This window comes from Rhizobium sp. CB2179, assembly GCF_057653455.1.
In genome coordinates, this window is the sequence record NZ_JBYGKR010000003.1 from 477,699 (window position 1) to 492,955 (window position 15,257).

Here is a 15,257-nt window from a genome sequence, read left to right on the forward strand (position 1 = left end):
TTTATTCTATTATAAAGATTTATATAGCATAACTATGGAATTTTAGATGGAGGACCGAGGAGTAATCCCGGCCCAAGACTTCGAAAGGAATGCATGTCATGCCCGGCGACCAGGCGAAGAAGCCGCTTCTCCTCACCAATGTCAAACCGATGGCTTTCGGTTCTGGCCCATCCGAGGGGGCGACCGACATCCTCGTCAATGCCGACGGCAGGATCGCCGAGATCGGTCCGTCGCTTTCCGTCTCGCAGGATGTGACGCGCATTGACGGCAAAGGCGCCTTCATTTCGCCGGGCTGGGTCGATCTGCACGTGCATATCTGGCACGGCGGCACAGATATTTCCATCCGCCCGTCCGAATGCGGCCTCGAGCGCGGCGTCACTACGCTCGTCGATGCCGGTTCGGCTGGTGAGGCGAATTTCCATGGCTTCCGCGAATATATCATCGAGCCCTCGCGCGAACGCATCAAGGCCTTCCTCAATCTCGGCTCGATCGGCCTCGTGGCCTGCAACCGCGTCGCGGAATTGCGGGATATCCGCGATATCGATCTCGACCGCATCCTCGAAGTCTATGCCGCAAACAGCGAGCACATCGTCGGCATCAAGGTGCGCGCCAGCCATGTCATCACCGGATCCTGGGGCGTCACCCCGGTCAAGCTCGGCAAGAAGATCGCCAAGATCTTGAAAGTGCCGATGATGGTGCATGTCGGCGAGCCGCCGGCGCTCTATGACGAGGTGCTGGAGATCCTCGGCCCCGGCGACGTCGTCACCCACTGCTTCAACGGCAAGGCCGGGTCGAGCATCATGGAAGACGAGGACCTCTTCAATCTCGCCGAGCGCTGCGCCTCAGAAGGCATCCGTCTCGACATCGGCCATGGCGGCGCCTCCTTCTCCTTCAAGGTCGCCGAGGCGGCGATCGCGCGCGGGCTTCTGCCGTTCTCGATCTCGACCGACCTGCACGGCCATTCGATGAACTTCCCGGTCTGGGACCTGGCGACGACGATGTCGAAGCTGCTCAGCGTCGGCATGCCTTTCGACAAGGTGGTGGAAGCCGTCACCCATGCGCCGGCATCCGTCATCAAGCTGTCGATGGAGAACCGGCTTGCGGTCGGTTCGCAAGCGGAACTTACTATTTTCGACCTGGTCGATTCCGATCTCGAGGCGACGGATTCCAACGGCGACGTTTCGGTCCTCAATAAGCTGTTCGAGCCGCGCTATGCGGTGATGGGCGCCGATGCCTTTGCCGCCAGCCGCTATGTGCCGCGGGCGCGCAAGCTGGTGCGCCATAGCCACGGCTATTCCTACAGGTAGGATCCGCTGAAGGGCGCAAATGCTTAGCGGTTGCGCCAGCCCATCAGCTTTTCGATCCGTTCCGCTGAACTGCGCACATGGGCCGTATAGTGGTTCTCGTCGGAAAACGCCTTCTGTTCCGGCAGCACGATGGAAATGGTGGCGACGCATTGGCCATCGCGATCGCAGATCGGCGAGGCGATGCAGGCAACCGCGTAGTCGGATTCTCCCGCCTGGATCGACAGGCGCGATTCGAAGGCCTTGCCGGCGGCTTCCGACAGCGTGCCCGGATCGATCTCGGCGCGGCCGGTCGGTGAAGAGCGGGCGCAGCGCTTGAACAGTTCGATGCGCTCGTCTTCGGCCAGGTGGCCGACGAGCAGGCGGCCGGAGGCCGTCCAGTTCAGCGGCACCCTTGTGCCGACGCGGGACGCCACCTGAAAATGGCTCGGACCGTCGGCCATGGCGAGCACCAGCATATAGTCGCCGTCGCGGCCGCAGACCTGCACGGTTTCGCCGGCCTGGCGGCAGAGATCGTGCATTTCGTGGGTGGCGATGCTCATGAAATCCAGCGACCTGGCATAGGCAAGGCCGTAATGGTAAAGCCGCGCGCCGAGCCAGATCGAGCCGTCGGCCTGGCGCGTCAGCATGTTCTTCTCGACGAGATCGTCGACGATGACGTAAACGGTCGACAGCGGCGCCTTCACCGCCTTGGCGATAGCATAGACGCCGGCGGGCGATCCGGTCTCGTAAAGATGGTCGATTACCTGAAGCGCCCGGTCGATGCCGCTGACGCGCGCGCGACGCGCGGTCTTGCCACCGGTCTCGCCGGCAACACCCTCATCTTCGGAATAAACTGCTGCTGATGTCTTTCCGTCCAATTCAACGCCCCTCATGAAAACGCGACTATGTTACATTACTATGGCATAGCTGTCGCCGTGGCAAATGGCAACATTTCGCCGGTTGCCAGTCGGATTGGGCCGATCAGATGAGGCTCCGTTTTCAATCATCACCGGAAATTTAGGATGCGGCGACGGCCGTGAGCGCGCACAGCGCCAGCGGTTGCTCGAGAAGGTCATTCCGCCGCGAGACTTGGAACAACAAGCATCAGGCCGAGTTTGATCTCTGAAACTCAGGAGGTCACGATGCCAAATTATCCCACACCGCCTTTCCCGTCCCAGAAGCAGCCGATGCCGGGTTTCACGGCACAGATGGACCCGGTTCCCGACCATGGCGAAAAGAGCTATCGCGGTTCCGAGCGGCTGAAGGGCAAGCGGGCGATCATCACCGGCGGCGATAGCGGCATTGGCCGGGCAGTGGCGATCGCCTATGCCAGGGAGGGTGCCGATCTGCTGCTGTCCTATCTCGACGAGGATGAGGATGCCGATGAGACGAAACGGCTGGTCGAGCAGGCCGGACGCAAGGCTATCCTCGTCAGCGGTGACATCCAGGATCCCGCCCACTGCAGACAGATCGTCGAGACGGCGGTCAAGGAGCTCGGCGGTATCGACATTCTCGTCAACAATGCCGCACATCAGGCAAGCTTCAAGAGCATCGACGAGATCAGTGATGAAGAGTGGGAACTGACCTTCAAGGTCAATATCCATTCGATGTTCTACCTGACCAAGGCGGCCGTCGCCCATATGAAGCCCGGCAGCGCCATCATCAACACGGCTTCGATCAATTCGGACAATCCGAACCCGACGCTGCTTGCCTATGCGACGACCAAGGGCGCGATCCAGAATTTCACCGCCGGCCTTGCTCAGCTTCTGGCCGAGAAAGGCATTCGCGCCAATGCGGTGGCGCCAGGGCCCATCTGGACGCCGCTCATCCCATCGACACTGCCTGAAGAAAGCGTCAGCAACTTCGGCAAGCAGGTGCCGATGAAACGGCCGGGACAGCCGGCCGAGCTTGCCACAGCCTATGTGATGCTGGCCGATCCCTTGTCGAGCTACGTCTCCGGCACGACAATCGCGGTCACCGGCGGCAAGCCGATCCTTTAAAGCGGCAAGGGCCGCCGTCTGGTTATGACGGCAGCCCTTGACGGGGGCAGGGAGAGATCCCCAAGCTGTTTAGGCGGCTTCCTTAGCCGAAGCAGGGCATTGCCGGCAGATTGGCGCGGCTTGCGAGTGCTCCGATCATATTGCCCACCGATGGCGAGCGCGGCTCGCGTTTGCGGGCGGCCGTCTCCAGGAGTTGCTTGAAGTCTTCAAGCTTTACGCCGTCGGCGCGCAACACCATGGCGATCAGGGGGTCGCGAAGGGCTTCGGATATCGTCAGGTCATCTCTGGTCTTTGTCATGGTTGTCCTCCTTTCGTGGGCGGTCGCCCGTGTTCCACTTTCCGCTGCCATGCCCTCGGCATTGACTTTCGCGTTTTGTGGTGTTACCGGTAAGTAACAATGCATTTGTTACCGATCGGTCACATTGATGTCAAGGACTACGTCCTCAAAAAAATCAGAAACTTCGAATGAAATCTCCGCAGCCGTTTTAGAAGATCGCATCCCGCCGCGGGAGCGTATCGTCTCGACCGCCTCGGAGCTTTTCCGCGAGCGCGGCATTCGCGGCATCGGCGTCGATGCCATTGCCGACGCGGCTCTGACCAACAAGATGACGCTCTACCGGCATTTCGGCTCGAAGGACGAACTCGTCTGCGAAACGCTGCGCCGCGCCTCCGAAAAGGCGGGTACCATCTGGCGAGATCTGGAAGCGGCCTATCCCGACAATCCGCGTGCCCAGCTGGATGCCTGGGTGGAACTGCGGGCGCAATGTCTGAACGGTGAGCCCGCCGGCTGCGATCTCGCCAATGCCGCCATCGAGCTGAAGGGCGAGGGCCATCCCGCCCACGAAATGATCGAGCGGCACAAGGCCGAACAGCGTGATCGCCTGGCTGCGCTCTGTTCGGCGGCCGGCGCGCGCGAACCCCAGCTTCTTGCCGATACGTTGACGCTGCTGCTCGAAGGCGCGCGCGTCAGCCGCCAGGCCATGGGCGCTGCCGGTTGCTGCGGTCATTTCGCCAAGGCCTGCCAGGCGGCAATCGCTTCTTTCGCCTGACGACCACAAGTGTGTGGGAGGGGAACCTTACCGCTTCCATGCCGTTTTCACACTAACCCGAGAGCGATGTGGAGGCAGGGAGATGAACTACGTCTATCTCAAACGCCTGTATGCCAAACGCGCCGAGCTTGAGGCCAAGCTGGAGCTCCATGATGCGCGCTATTGTTTCGGCGAGGAAGAGGTCGATGACGGCACTGACAGCGATCTGCGTCAGCGGCTGAGCGAAATTTCCGAGGAAATTGCTACGCTGGAGAGCAGGCCGGGCCGATAACATAACTATTTAATTTGCGACAGCATTCAGATTTTAAGCCGACCGGCCTAAAATCAGTCGGTGCTGGCACTGAGGATTTTCATCGTTCGATCGTCGAATTTTCCCTGATAAAAATGCTCGATCACCTGGTGGAAGGGCGAACCGTGATCGCTGATCGCGGCAAATAAGGTCATCGACGAGCGCAGCTTGACGTCGTCGGGTGAACCCAGGATTTCGTGCGCCGATCGGCCGTTCACGGACAGGATCGCCTCGACGCAACGCAGCAGCCGGCTTGAGAGAATAGGATCGGCGAGATAGGCGGCGGCTTCCTCCGCCGAGCGGATCGCATATTTTTCGGCCATCGCCGACGTACCGAGACCGGCGACCTGCGGGAAGATGAACCACATCCAGTGGGAGGTCTTGCGCCCGGCTTTCAGCTCTAAGAGCGCTTGTTCGTAGACGCCGTTCTGGGCGTCTATGAAGCGGTGAAGCTTGTAGTCGATGTCGCCGGCCATGGTCCTTTTCCCTTTTCCTGCTGTCGATGCAGCCTGGGCCAAGGTTTCCACGCCCGGCAATATGTTTTGCTATCAGCAAACCCTCTCAGCGTAAGGGCTGCTGTCGCGGCAATGGCCGTAGGCCGGGTGCGGCGGCATGTTATCGCCGGCCGGGGCGGCAATGGCCGATGTCGTCATCGGGTCCGTATTGCCGGAAGAATATGCGGCAAACCCCGCAAAGCTCAAGAGAACCAGCGCTCCGACCACGACAATGCGCTCGAAGGCTGAGAGTTTCTGGGCGCTGACATGATCTACATAATCGCGCTCGCCTAAACCGGCGGTTTCGTCCTCTTTCGCATGAAGTGTCACCATATCCTGGCGACGGCTTAAAGTTTCACAATCTGTCATTTCAATTACTCCTGCAACACATGCGGCGCCGGTCTCTTTAGGGCAAACTCCCACCCTCGTGCCGAACCGCTTCCGCATGCGAGCAGCATGTGTGTCTTCGATCGTGGCAATTGAAGGGGCGATCTTCAAACGCAGTGTTCAAAAAATCGTACCAATAAATGCAAAACATCGTGAAGCTCTGGTTGACCGGAATGATCCGGGGTAGTCCAGAGAGGAACATCTCTCTTTTGGATAGTCCCATGAGCAAATCCTACGGCGCGATGTCGGTCGCGCAGCTTTCCGTCCTCATTCAAGGTGGCGCGGTCGATCCGGTCGAGGTGACCGAGGCGGTTTTCGATTCCATCGCGCATTATGCCGACAAGGCGGTTTTCACCACATTGCTCGAAAGCCGGGCGATGGAGGAGGCGCGCGCCTCTTCGCGGCGTCTGCGGGAAGGGCGCTCGCTTGGATTGCTGGATGGCATTCCGATTGCCTGGAAGGATCTTTTCGACATGGAAGGCCTGCCGACGACGGCGGGTTCCGTCGTTCTGGCAAAGGATATGCCGGCCAAGCGCGATGCGGCTGTTGTCGCTTTGCTCAGGCAGGCGGGCATGGTCGCCGTCGGACGCACAAATATGAGCGAGTTCGCCTTTTCCGGCCTCGGCATCAATCCGCATTACGGCACGCCGGTAAATCCGCGCGGCACTGATCTTCCACGCATTCCGGGCGGCTCGTCCTCTGGCGCCGGTGTCGTCGTCGCCGCCGGACTGGTTCCGGTCGCCATGGGCACCGATACCGGCGGCTCGGTGCGTATTCCTGCCGCCTTCAACGGTATCGTCGGCTATAAGGCGACGCGCGGTCGCCACGCGATGGCAGGCGTCTATCCGCTGGCAAAGAGCCTGGATTCGCTGGGGCCGCTCTGCCGCAGCGTCAGGGACGCGGTCTGGATCGATGTGGCAATGCGCGGCCTGACGGCGCCTGATGTCGTTGAGCTTCCCCTGCAAGGGCTGGAACTCATCGTGCCTGAAAATATCGTCTTCGACGGAGCGGAACCCGGCGTCGTCGCTGCATTCGAGGCAGCTTTGGAACGTCTTCAAAAGGCCGGCGCCAAGGTTGCCCGTACGGTCATTCCCGCCTTCGACGAGATATTCGAGCTGATGACGAGATATGGTCCGCTGGTGACGGCGGAGGCTTTCGCGCTTCACCGCGAACGCTTGGCAGGACCGGATGCGGACAGGATGGACCACCGTGTCGTCATGCGCACCCGTCTCGGAAGCAAGACGACGCTGCCCGATTACCTGGCGATCCTCGATGCGCGCAGCCGCCTGATCGCCGATGTCGAGCGCCTGGTCGGCGACCGGCTGCTCGCCTTTCCGACTGTCGCCCATGTCGCGCCGCCGATCGGGCCGCTGGAGCAGGATGACGAGCTGTTCTTCGCGACGAACAACAAGACGTTGCGCAACACAGCACTTGGCAATTTCCTCGACTGGTGCGGCGTTTCCATTCCCTGCGGCACCGGCGAGGCTGGCATGCCTGTTGGATTGCTGCTTTCGGCCACCACCCATCGCGATGAGGCGCTGCTGGGGATTGCCCTTGCCGCCGAGCCGATCATCCGCGACGATTTTGCCTGAATTGGCAATTGAACCGCCGGGATTTAGTTGCCATTGATGGCATGAGGAGATGCTGGAGGAAAGCAAGTGCAGGTTTTGCAAAACGGACGTTTCGCGGTTTCGACATGGTCGCTGCATCGGCTGCTTGGCGCCGTTTATGCCTATAGCCCCGATCCCGACAAAAGTGCCGCGCCTAAGGAACCCTATGGTCCCGGTGCTGCGGCGTTGATCGATGTTCCGGCGGCGCTTGCGGCACGCGGCGTCAACCGGCTGGAGGTCTGTTCCTTCCATCTGCCGAGCCTCGACGCCGCCTATATAAGCGAATTTCGCGATGCGATGGCGACCTCGAACGTGCTGTTCCAGACGCTGCTCGTCGAGGACGGTGATCCGAGCCATCCGGAGACCGCCGAACGCGACGTCAAGTGGATGGCGGAGTGGATCGACATCGCCGCAGCGCTCGGGGCTGAGAGGATGCGCGTCATTGCCGGCAAGCAGAAGCCGACGGAGGAAAATCTTACCCGCGCGGCCCATCATCTGAACTGGTTGGCGGAAAAGGCGGAAGGCAGCGGTGTGCGCGTCGTCGTCGAGAACTGGTTCGACCTTCTGCCGTCGCCGGTCGAAATGAACTGGCTGCTAGACCGGTTGGACGGCAAGGTCGGCCTTAACGGCGACCTCGGCAACTGGGCGGCGCCAGCGAAATATCAGGGCCTTGCCGATATCATGGGCCGGGCGGAAATCTGCCATGCCAAGGCCGACTACGGCGTTGCCGGTCTCGATGCCGAGGATTACCGCACCTGCCTGGAGATGTGCGAGAAGGCCGGTTATGCCGGCCCCTTCACGCTGATCTACGATTCGCCCTTCTTCCCCGATGAATGGGACGGCATCCTGCTGCAAAAGACGTTCATCGAGGATTTCCTGCGCGAGGCGCCGGCGCGCAAGACGGCTTAAATCAGAAGCACTTCTTTCTCATTCCCAGAGCATGATGGCGAAAAGTGTGAGCGGTTTTCGGACGCCATCATGCTCTAACTAGATAATGTAGAACAGGATTCAGAATTTTGGGCCGACCCGGCCTAAAATCATCCTGTTCTAGCGCGGGAACCTTTGGTTTTCCTCCAGCACGTTCAGATCCATGTGATTGCGCATGTAGCGTTCCGAGGCTTTCTGCAGCGGCTGGTAGTCCCATGGATAATAGGCCCCGTTGCGCAGCGCCGCATAGACCACCCAGCGGCGTGCCTGGCTTTCGCGCACGGCTGCATCGAAATCGGAAAGGTTCCAGCGCCGGCCGGCCTGTTCGACAAGCCTTGCCAAGATCTCGGCATGGGCCGGGTCGGCCGCCAGATTGTCGAGTTCTTGCGGATCGGCCTCGAGATTAAACAGCATCGGCGGATCCTTCTCGCAGAGCGAGAGTTTGTATCGTCCGTCTCGGATGCAGACGAGCGGCGCCTCGGAACCCTCTGCTGCATATTCCATCGGCACCGGGCTGCGGCTGCCGGTGCCTTCGGCAAGTGCTGCGAGATCCTCGCCCTCGGTCCACGGCTTCAGCGAGGCGATATCGATCCCGGCAAGACCCGCCAGCGTCGGCGTCACGTCGAGTGTGGAGACAGGCTGGTCGATCCGTCTGGGCTTCCAGCCGGGTGCTGCGATCATCAGTGGAACGCGGGCCGATCCTTCGAAGAAGTTCATCTTGAACCAGAGGCCGCGATCACCGAGCATGTCGCCATGGTCGGAGGCAAAGAGGATGATCGTGTTTTCAGCCATGCGGCTCCGTTCGAGGACGCCGAGAATGTCGCCGATCTTGTCGTCGACATAGGAAATATTGGCGAAATAGCCCCGCCTTGCCCGCCTGATCTGCTCATCGCTGATGTCGAAGGCGTCGTGATCGCAGGCTTTCATCAGACGCTGCGAATGCGGGTCCTGCCGCTCGAAGGCAATCGGCGCAACCAAAGGGTCGAGTGCCGGGCAATCCTCATAGAGGTCCCAGAATTTGTGGCGCGCAACATAGGGATCGTGCGGATGGGTGAAACTGACGGTCAGGCACCAGGGGCGCTCGTCATGGCCGCGCGAGAGATCGAACAGCTTGCGGGTGGCATGGTAGGCGACCTCGTCGTCATACTCCATCTGGTTGGTGATCTCGGCAATGCCGGCGCCGGTGACCGAACCCAGATTGTGATACCACCAGTCTATGCGCTCGCCGGGCTTGCCATAATCGGGCGTCCAGCCGAAGTCGGCCGGGTAGATGTCCGTCGTCAGGCGCTCCTCGAAGCCATGCAACTGGTCGGGGCCGACGAAATGCATCTTGCCGGACAGCGCCGTCTGGTATCCGGCGGCGCGCAGATGATGCGCATAGGTCGGAATGTCGGAGGCAAATTCCGCCGCATTGTCATAGACGCGGGTTCGGCTCGGCAACTGCCCTGACATGAAGGAGGCCCGCGCCGGTGCGCAGAGCGGGCTTGCCGTATAGGCGTTGGTGAAACGTACGGAGCGCTCCGCCAATGATTTCAGATGCGGCGCATGCAGAAAATCGGCGGGGCCATCGGGAAAGAAAGTGCCATTCAACTGATCGACCATCAGGATGAGGATATTCGGATGCGCCATGTGAAATTTCCTGTGGTCTCAGATGCCGGGGAAGGTCCGATGAGGGACATCGCCGACTGCTATTTGCAGATCTTATCAAAGCCAGTATCATAGTGCCTGTAAAGCTGGCTTTTTTCGATGGCTGCCAAAAGGAATTTTTATGCCAGATCGCCGGCCTGAGCTGGGATGGATGCGCATCTTCGCGGAGGTCGCAAGGCTCGGCAGCTTTTCGGCCGCGGCGGCAGTTCTCGGTCTTACGCAGCCTGCTGTCAGTTATCAGATTCGGCGGCTGGAAGAGCAGTTCGGCGTCGCCCTGCTGCGCCGCCAGCACCGCGGCGTCGAGTTGACCGCGGAGGGAGAGCGGCTTTTCCACGTCGCCGCCAAGACGGTTGGTGACATCGATGCCCTGGCGCGCAGTTTCCGCGCTGAGGCTCAAAGGCCGGTGGTCAGGCTGAGAACCGACTATGCCTTTTCAGCGCTTTGGCTGATCCCGCGCATGCATGGCTTTCGCCTGCTTCACCCCGAAACGGATATACAGATCGTCGCGACCCAAAGGCTGGAGCCTGGCTTTCGTGACGACGCGGATGTGGTGGTGGTTTTCGGCACAAAGGCGGAATTCGGCGCCATCGGATCGCTTCTGCTGCAGGAAAAGGTCGTGCCCGTCTGCACGCGAGGCTTTCTCGATCGCAACGGCCCGTTCGACGATCCGCAGCAGCTTGCCAAGGCGATCCTGATTCATCTCGACTCGCCGATGCCATCGCCCTGGTTCGATTGGCGAAGTTATCTTGCCGAATTCTCCGTTACTCGCGATCTCCATGCCGGCCGCGGTGATGTCAGTTTCAACACCTACTCGCTGGTCGTCCAGGCCGCTCTCAGCGAACAGGGCGTGGCGATCGGCTGGATGGGGCTGGTCGATACGCTTCTCTCCACGCATATGCTGGTGGAAGCCGGGCCGCCGCTCGAGGCCTGGGACCGCGGTTACTGGCTGATACCGCCGCGATCGGCAAATATTGATAGCGAGAGGCTCAGCACCTGGCTGGTGGATGAAGTCGGCAAGACCTGACATTCAGACCGAGCCGGCGCGTCGTTGCCTCCGGAATATGTTCGCGCTCGGGAGAGAAGCCTTGTCATGACCGACGCCGATCGACATTGTGGCATCGATTCATAGGGAAGGGCCGAAGCATGTCGCGAACCCTCGGATACGTCGTTGGACTGCTCATGATCCTCTTGGGACTGATCTGGATCGCCCAGGGAAGCGGTTATTTTCCCTATCCCGCGTCCAGTTTCATGATCAACCAAAGCATCTGGGTTCTCTGGGGTGGCATCATGGCTGCTGCGGGGATTGCCGTGACGGTCATTATTTCACGGCTGCGCCGGAGAGGATAAGCCGGCAACCGTGCATAGCTTTGAGGGAATTCGACATTGAAGAGTTCCTCGAGGTGAAATATCTGGCCGCTGGCGGCCTGTCGAATTGAGGAGAATGGCATGAGCGCAGCTGAAATCGACGGCTTTGCGGACCGGATCAGGCACCACCGAGGCGGCATGATCTCCGCCTGGATCGGTATTCCCGACGCCACGCTCGCCAATCACCTGGCGCAGGAGGCCTTCGACGCCATCGTGCTGGATATGCAGCACGGCATGTGGGACATGCCCTCGGCCGCGAACGCCGTTGCCCAGGTTCGGCTTGCCGGCAAGCCGGCGCTGGCGCGCATACCGGTCGGTGATTTCGCGTCCGCCTCGCGCCTGCTCGATGCCGGCGCCTCCGGCATCATCGCGCCGATGATCAATTCGGCCGAAGACGCGCAAGCCTTCGTCAAGGCCACCAAATACCCGCCTCTCGGGGAACGCAGCTGGGGACCGTCCCTGGCGCTGAACCATACCGGCCTGTCGGCCGATGATTATCTGAAGAACGCCAATGCGCTTACCGTCGCCATTGCCATGATCGAGACCCGGGCAGCCCTTGAGGCGATTGACGACATCCTTGGCGTTGCCGGTATCGATGGCATTTTCATCGGTCCTTCCGACCTTTCGATCGCACTCTCGAACGGCGACCAGGTGGCGCCGAACGCCGCCGAGATCGACAGCGCCATGCAGCATGCGGTTTCACGCTGCCGCGCCCATGGCAAATTCTCCTGCGCCTTCGCCGGCGACGGCGAGCGGGCCGGTGAACTGCTGAAGTTCGGTTTCGATCTGGTCATTGCCGGTGCCGAGACAGCGCAGCTGCGCTCCGGCGCCCGGCGCGCCATCAATGCCGCCCGCAGGATCGCTTCGGCTTGAACGTCATTTCACCGGCTTGACGGCCAGCCAGATGACGTGGCGGGCGCCGCCGCGTTTGCCGTTGGCGCGCGTGTTGACCGCATCGACGGCAAACCCGCTGCCCTTCAGACGCCGCGTGAAATCGGGGTCCGGACCGGACGACCAGACGGCGAGCACGCCGCCGGGGCGCAGCGCATCGCTGGCGGCGCGAAGGCCGGCAAAATCGTAGAGCCGGTCGTTGGATTCGCGGGTCAGGCCGTCAGGGCCGTTATCGACATCGAGCAGAATGGCGTCATAGGCAGCCTTGCCGGCGCGGATCGCCTCGCCGACATCGCCCTGGTGGATGCCGACGCGCCGATCGTCGAGACAGCCTTTGAAGACCTCGGCCATCGGCCCGCGGGCCCAGGCGATCACGGCCGGCACCAGTTCGGCGACGGTGACGCCGGCAGCTTCGGGAAGGACGGCGAGAGCGGCGCGCAGGGTGAAACCCATGCCGAGCCCGCCGATCAGGATCCGCGGCTTCGGGTGCGACTTGATCCGATCCCAGGAAAGGGTCGCCAGCGCCTCCTCCGAGCCGCTGAGGCGGCTGTTCGTCAGCTCGTTGGCGCCGAGCATGATCGAGAACTCGCTGCCGCGCTGCTTCAGCCGCAATTCGCCGTTCTCACCGGGAATGGTCGCGGAATCGAGCTGGATCCAGGGCAGCATGACGGCTTCGCCTCGCATGAAAGGAAGCGTCCCCTAGCATAGGGCAGGCGACGAGGCCAGCAAGCCGGCCTCAGATCATCCGCATGAAATGATCCTGCTCGAATTCGACGATGTCGTCCTGCGGCACGGCCGAACGGCGGCGGATGTCCTCTACCTCGTCGGGCCTCAGCCGGGCCTTCGGGTCGTCGAAGCGGACCTCGGGATCGGGTACGGCCGAGAGCAGCAGACGGGTATAGGGATGCAGCGGATTGTCGATCACCTTGGCGACGTTGCCCCATTCGACGATCTGGCCGGCATACATCACGGCGATGTCCTCGGCGACATAACGGGCGGTGGCGATATCATGGGTGATGTAGAGCAGGCCGAGATTCATCTCCTGCTTCATCTCGTTCAACAGGTTCAGCACACCGAGGCGCACCGAGACGTCAAGCATCGAGGTCGGCTCGTCGGCGACGATCACCTCCGGCTTGACGGCCAAGGCACGAGCGATGTTGACGCGCTGGCGCTGACCGCCGGAGAGCTCGTGCGGATATTTCGGCGCGACGAGATCGGGATCGAGCCTGACGCGTTGAAGCAGTTCGCGGACCGCAACGTCGATCTCGGCCCCCTTGATCTCCGGGCGGTGCAGCTTCAGCGGCCGCCGGAGATGATGGGCGATGGTGTGGGCGGGGTTCAGCGAGGCGAAGGGGTCCTGGAAGATCATCTGCACCGAGCGGCGGTAGCGGGCGATCTCGGCGGATTTGGCGGCCTCGACAGGGCGGCCCTTGTAGAGAACCTGGCCCGATGTCGGCAGATATTCGCGCATCGCCATGCGGGCGCAGGTGGTCTTGCCGCTGCCGGATTCACCGACCAGCGCCAGTGCCCGGCCGGCATGCAGCGAAAACGAGATGGCGCGCGCCGCATGCACGGCCGCGGAGCCGTGACCGAAGGTCTTCGTCACCTGGTCGAGTACGAGAATGGCGTCCGTCATAACAGCACTCCTCCATGCAGCGAGGGGAAGGAGGCCCAGAGCTTCTTCGTGTAGTCATGCCTGGGCGTCCTGTAGATCGCCTCGGCCGTGTTCTGCTCCACCAGTTGGCCTGCGAGCATGATGCCGATACGGTCGCAGAATTGCACCATCAGCCCGAGATCATGGGTGATGAACAGCACGGAAAAGCCGAAGCTGCGGCGCAGTTCGTTGATGCGCTGCAGGATTTCGCGCTGGACGACGACGTCGAGCGCTGTCGTCGGTTCGTCCATGACGACGAGCTTCGGATCGAGCGCCATGCAGATGGCGATGACGATACGTTGGCGCATGCCGCCGGAAAATTGGTGCGGATAGTCGCGCATGCGATCCGGCGCGATATCGACGAGCGTCAGCATCTCGGCGGTGCGCTCGCGGGCTGCAGCACGGCTCATGCCCTTGTGGGTGCGCAGCATGTCGTAGAACTGCGTCTCGATGCGCAGCACCGGGTTCAGCGAGTTCATGGCGCTCTGGAACACCATCGCAACCTCGCGCCAGCGAAACGCGCTGAGCGCCTGGCGGTCGAGGCCGAGCACGTCGCGGCCGTCGAGCAGGATGCGGCTCTCTTTGCGGATCAGCGCCGGCGGCTTGTGCAGGCGGCTTATGGCAAAAGCGATGGTGCTCTTGCCGCAGCCGGATTCGCCGGCAAGGCCGAAGACCTCGCCGGGCGCGACATCGAAGCTGACGTCGTCGACGGCGCGGAAATCCTTCTCCTCGCCGATATAATCGATGGTGAGGTTCCTCACCGAAAGCAGCGGCTGCGTCACAGGCGGCCCTCCCCTGTTCGAACGAGCAGGGACCAGCGCTTCAGGTGATTGCCGGTGCGCAGCCGCGGATTGGCGATCTCGTCGACGGCGAAGTTCAAGAGCGACATGCCGATACCGAGGAAGGCGAGCGCGAAGCACGGGGTGAGAATATCCCACCAGGCGCCGACCGAAAGGGCCGAAGCCTTCTGCGCATTGTAGAGCATCGTGCCCCAGGAGATTGCTCGGGGATCGCCGAGGCCGAGGAACTCGAGCGTCGCCTCGGTGATGATCGCGAAGATGACGCTGCCGATGAAATTGATGCCGACGATTGAAATCACGTTGGGAAAGATCTCGAATGTCATGATGCGCCATTGCGGCTCGCCCATCATCTCGGCGGATTTGACGAAATCCTTCTGCTTGACGGAGAGCGTTTCGGCGCGGGTGACGCGTGCGCCCCAGGCCCAGGAGGTGGCGCCGAGGATGAGGGCGATGACGAGGGGGCTTGCCTGGCCGATGAAAGCGGCGAGCACGAGCAGCAGCGGTAGGTTCGGAACGACCAGCACCATATTGGTGAAGAAGCTGATGATCTCGTCGGTCTTGCCGCCGCGATAGCCGGAGATGATGCCGAGTGCGGTGCCGACCAGCGTGATCAGCAGGCCGGCGCCGAAGCCGACGGCAAGCGAAGTGCGGGCGCCGTAGATCAGCCGGGCAAAGACATCCTGGCCGATGCGGGTCGTGCCGAGGATGTGGTCGAGCGATGGCGGCTGGTGCGGCCGCCCGGTGCGGGCGGCGGGATCGTATTGTGTCAGCAGGGGCGCTGCGATCGCGACGAGGACGATGAAAGCGATGATGACGAGACCGATCAGCGCCTTGCGGTTTCGAAGCAGGGTCTTCATC

General features: G+C 61.6%; 18 protein-coding genes. 9 read left to right on the plus strand and 9 right to left on the minus strand.

What is annotated here, in order from left to right:
- The first annotated feature begins 98 nt into the window (after nucleotides 1-98).
- Entirely contained in the window at nucleotides 99-1,307 is a 1,209-nt protein-coding gene (locus AC244Q_RS30705) for an amidohydrolase/deacetylase family metallohydrolase (protein ID WP_128407211.1), read from the plus strand.
- Between the two features lie 23 nt (nucleotides 1,308-1,330).
- Here the strand turns inward: AC244Q_RS30705 and AC244Q_RS30710 are convergent, their stop codons facing one another.
- On the minus strand, nucleotides 1,331-2,179 hold the full coding sequence (locus AC244Q_RS30710; protein WP_017996459.1) for an IclR family transcriptional regulator: 849 nt from the start codon (nucleotides 2,177-2,179) through the stop codon (nucleotides 1,331-1,333).
- A gap of 249 nt (nucleotides 2,180-2,428) precedes the next feature.
- Here AC244Q_RS30710 and AC244Q_RS30715 point away from each other — a divergent pair, with 249 nt between their 5' ends.
- Nucleotides 2,429-3,286 (plus strand): SDR family oxidoreductase, encoded by an 858-nt coding sequence (locus tag AC244Q_RS30715; RefSeq protein ID WP_003553847.1) that lies wholly within the window; start codon nucleotides 2,429-2,431, stop codon nucleotides 3,284-3,286.
- 82 nt (nucleotides 3,287-3,368) lie between these two features.
- Here the strand turns inward: AC244Q_RS30715 and AC244Q_RS30720 are convergent, their stop codons facing one another.
- Nucleotides 3,369-3,584 carry a hypothetical protein gene (locus AC244Q_RS30720; RefSeq protein WP_003553845.1) on the minus strand — a complete coding sequence of 72 codons (216 nt, stop codon included), beginning with the start codon at nucleotides 3,582-3,584 and terminating at the stop codon, nucleotides 3,369-3,371.
- A 127-nt stretch (nucleotides 3,585-3,711) separates the two neighbouring features.
- Between AC244Q_RS30720 and AC244Q_RS30725 the strand changes: the two genes are divergently transcribed.
- Nucleotides 3,712-4,335 (plus strand): TetR/AcrR family transcriptional regulator, encoded by a 624-nt coding sequence (locus AC244Q_RS30725; RefSeq protein ID WP_003553843.1) that lies wholly within the window; start codon nucleotides 3,712-3,714, stop codon nucleotides 4,333-4,335.
- A gap of 82 nt (nucleotides 4,336-4,417) precedes the next feature.
- A complete protein-coding gene (locus AC244Q_RS30730; RefSeq protein WP_003547852.1) occupies nucleotides 4,418-4,606 on the plus strand; it encodes a hypothetical protein in 189 nt (62 codons plus the stop codon).
- A 53-nt stretch (nucleotides 4,607-4,659) separates the two neighbouring features.
- Here AC244Q_RS30730 and AC244Q_RS30735 read toward each other — a convergent pair whose 3' ends face one another.
- Complete coding sequence (locus AC244Q_RS30735) at nucleotides 4,660-5,100, minus strand: DUF1810 domain-containing protein (protein WP_003553841.1); 441 nt, start codon at nucleotides 5,098-5,100, stop codon at nucleotides 4,660-4,662.
- Nucleotides 5,101-5,172: 72 nt separating this feature from the next.
- Nucleotides 5,173-5,451 carry a hypothetical protein gene (locus AC244Q_RS30740; protein ID WP_017996456.1) on the minus strand — a complete coding sequence of 93 codons (279 nt, stop codon included), beginning with the start codon at nucleotides 5,449-5,451 and terminating at the stop codon, nucleotides 5,173-5,175.
- Between the two features lie 275 nt (nucleotides 5,452-5,726).
- On the opposite strand from AC244Q_RS30740, the gene AC244Q_RS30745 reads away from it, so the two are divergent.
- Together AC244Q_RS30745 and AC244Q_RS30750 are read left to right on the plus strand one after the other, a co-directional pair.
- Nucleotides 5,727-7,097 carry an amidase gene (locus AC244Q_RS30745; protein ID WP_012763256.1) on the plus strand — a complete coding sequence of 457 codons (1,371 nt, stop codon included), beginning with the start codon at nucleotides 5,727-5,729 and terminating at the stop codon, nucleotides 7,095-7,097.
- Nucleotides 7,098-7,163: 66 nt separating this feature from the next.
- On the plus strand, nucleotides 7,164-8,024 hold the full coding sequence (locus AC244Q_RS30750; RefSeq protein ID WP_128407212.1) for a sugar phosphate isomerase/epimerase family protein: 861 nt from the start codon (nucleotides 7,164-7,166) through the stop codon (nucleotides 8,022-8,024).
- A gap of 138 nt (nucleotides 8,025-8,162) precedes the next feature.
- Here AC244Q_RS30750 and betC read toward each other — a convergent pair whose 3' ends face one another.
- On the minus strand, nucleotides 8,163-9,671 hold the full coding sequence (betC, locus tag AC244Q_RS30755) for a choline-sulfatase (protein ID WP_128407213.1): 1,509 nt from the start codon (nucleotides 9,669-9,671) through the stop codon (nucleotides 8,163-8,165).
- Between the two features lie 139 nt (nucleotides 9,672-9,810).
- On the opposite strand from betC, the gene AC244Q_RS30760 reads away from it, so the two are divergent.
- From AC244Q_RS30760 to AC244Q_RS30770, 3 genes are all read left to right on the plus strand, one after another.
- Complete coding sequence (locus AC244Q_RS30760; RefSeq protein WP_128407214.1) at nucleotides 9,811-10,713, plus strand: choline sulfate utilization transcriptional regulator; 903 nt, start codon at nucleotides 9,811-9,813, stop codon at nucleotides 10,711-10,713.
- A gap of 119 nt (nucleotides 10,714-10,832) precedes the next feature.
- Complete coding sequence (locus tag AC244Q_RS30765) at nucleotides 10,833-11,036, plus strand: hypothetical protein (protein WP_128407215.1); 204 nt, start codon at nucleotides 10,833-10,835, stop codon at nucleotides 11,034-11,036.
- A 99-nt stretch (nucleotides 11,037-11,135) separates the two neighbouring features.
- Nucleotides 11,136-11,927 (plus strand): HpcH/HpaI aldolase family protein, encoded by a 792-nt coding sequence (locus tag AC244Q_RS30770; protein ID WP_003553829.1) that lies wholly within the window; start codon nucleotides 11,136-11,138, stop codon nucleotides 11,925-11,927.
- A 3-nt stretch (nucleotides 11,928-11,930) separates the two neighbouring features.
- Here AC244Q_RS30770 and AC244Q_RS30775 read toward each other — a convergent pair whose 3' ends face one another.
- The 4 genes from AC244Q_RS30775 to AC244Q_RS30790 form a co-directional block, all read right to left on the minus strand.
- Entirely contained in the window at nucleotides 11,931-12,611 is a 681-nt protein-coding gene (locus tag AC244Q_RS30775) for a spermidine synthase (RefSeq protein WP_128407216.1), read from the minus strand.
- 70 nt (nucleotides 12,612-12,681) lie between these two features.
- Nucleotides 12,682-13,581: an ABC transporter ATP-binding protein gene (locus tag AC244Q_RS30780; RefSeq protein ID WP_128407217.1), complete on the minus strand. Its 900-nt coding sequence runs from the start codon at nucleotides 13,579-13,581 to the stop codon at nucleotides 12,682-12,684.
- A complete protein-coding gene (locus AC244Q_RS30785; protein ID WP_012763248.1) occupies nucleotides 13,578-14,381 on the minus strand; it encodes an ABC transporter ATP-binding protein in 804 nt (267 codons plus the stop codon). The genes AC244Q_RS30780 and AC244Q_RS30785 overlap by 4 nt, the downstream gene beginning before the upstream one ends.
- Nucleotides 14,378-15,256 (minus strand): ABC transporter permease, encoded by an 879-nt coding sequence (locus AC244Q_RS30790; protein WP_012763247.1) that lies wholly within the window; start codon nucleotides 15,254-15,256, stop codon nucleotides 14,378-14,380. Before AC244Q_RS30790 ends, AC244Q_RS30785 begins: the two co-directional genes overlap by 4 nt.
- Nucleotide 15,257 lies beyond the last annotated feature (1 nt).

Bases quoted from the DNA above. Each gene is read 5' to 3' on its own strand.
- AC244Q_RS30705 (WP_128407211.1), top strand. From the start codon at position 99: ATGCCCGGCGACCAGGCGAAGAAGCCGCTTCTCCTCACCAATGTCAAA.
- AC244Q_RS30710 (WP_017996459.1), bottom strand. From the start codon at position 2,179: ATGAGGGGCGTTGAATTGGACGGAAAGACATCAGCAGCAGTTTATTCC.
- AC244Q_RS30715 (WP_003553847.1), top strand. From the start codon at position 2,429: ATGCCAAATTATCCCACACCGCCTTTCCCGTCCCAGAAGCAGCCGATG.
- AC244Q_RS30720 (WP_003553845.1), bottom strand. From the start codon at position 3,584: ATGACAAAGACCAGAGATGACCTGACGATATCCGAAGCCCTTCGCGAC.
- AC244Q_RS30725 (WP_003553843.1), top strand. From the start codon at position 3,712: ATGTCAAGGACTACGTCCTCAAAAAAATCAGAAACTTCGAATGAAATC.
- AC244Q_RS30730 (WP_003547852.1), top strand. From the start codon at position 4,418: ATGAACTACGTCTATCTCAAACGCCTGTATGCCAAACGCGCCGAGCTT.
- AC244Q_RS30735 (WP_003553841.1), bottom strand. From the start codon at position 5,100: ATGGCCGGCGACATCGACTACAAGCTTCACCGCTTCATAGACGCCCAG.
- AC244Q_RS30740 (WP_017996456.1), bottom strand. From the start codon at position 5,451: ATGGTGACACTTCATGCGAAAGAGGACGAAACCGCCGGTTTAGGCGAG.
- AC244Q_RS30745 (WP_012763256.1), top strand. From the start codon at position 5,727: ATGAGCAAATCCTACGGCGCGATGTCGGTCGCGCAGCTTTCCGTCCTC.
- betC (WP_128407213.1), bottom strand. From the start codon at position 9,671: ATGGCGCATCCGAATATCCTCATCCTGATGGTCGATCAGTTGAATGGC.
- AC244Q_RS30760 (WP_128407214.1), top strand. From the start codon at position 9,811: ATGCCAGATCGCCGGCCTGAGCTGGGATGGATGCGCATCTTCGCGGAG.
- AC244Q_RS30765 (WP_128407215.1), top strand. From the start codon at position 10,833: ATGTCGCGAACCCTCGGATACGTCGTTGGACTGCTCATGATCCTCTTG.
- AC244Q_RS30770 (WP_003553829.1), top strand. From the start codon at position 11,136: ATGAGCGCAGCTGAAATCGACGGCTTTGCGGACCGGATCAGGCACCAC.
- AC244Q_RS30775 (WP_128407216.1), bottom strand. From the start codon at position 12,611: ATGCTGCCCTGGATCCAGCTCGATTCCGCGACCATTCCCGGTGAGAAC.
- AC244Q_RS30780 (WP_128407217.1), bottom strand. From the start codon at position 13,581: ATGACGGACGCCATTCTCGTACTCGACCAGGTGACGAAGACCTTCGGT.
- AC244Q_RS30790 (WP_012763247.1), bottom strand. From the start codon at position 15,256: ATGAAGACCCTGCTTCGAAACCGCAAGGCGCTGATCGGTCTCGTCATC.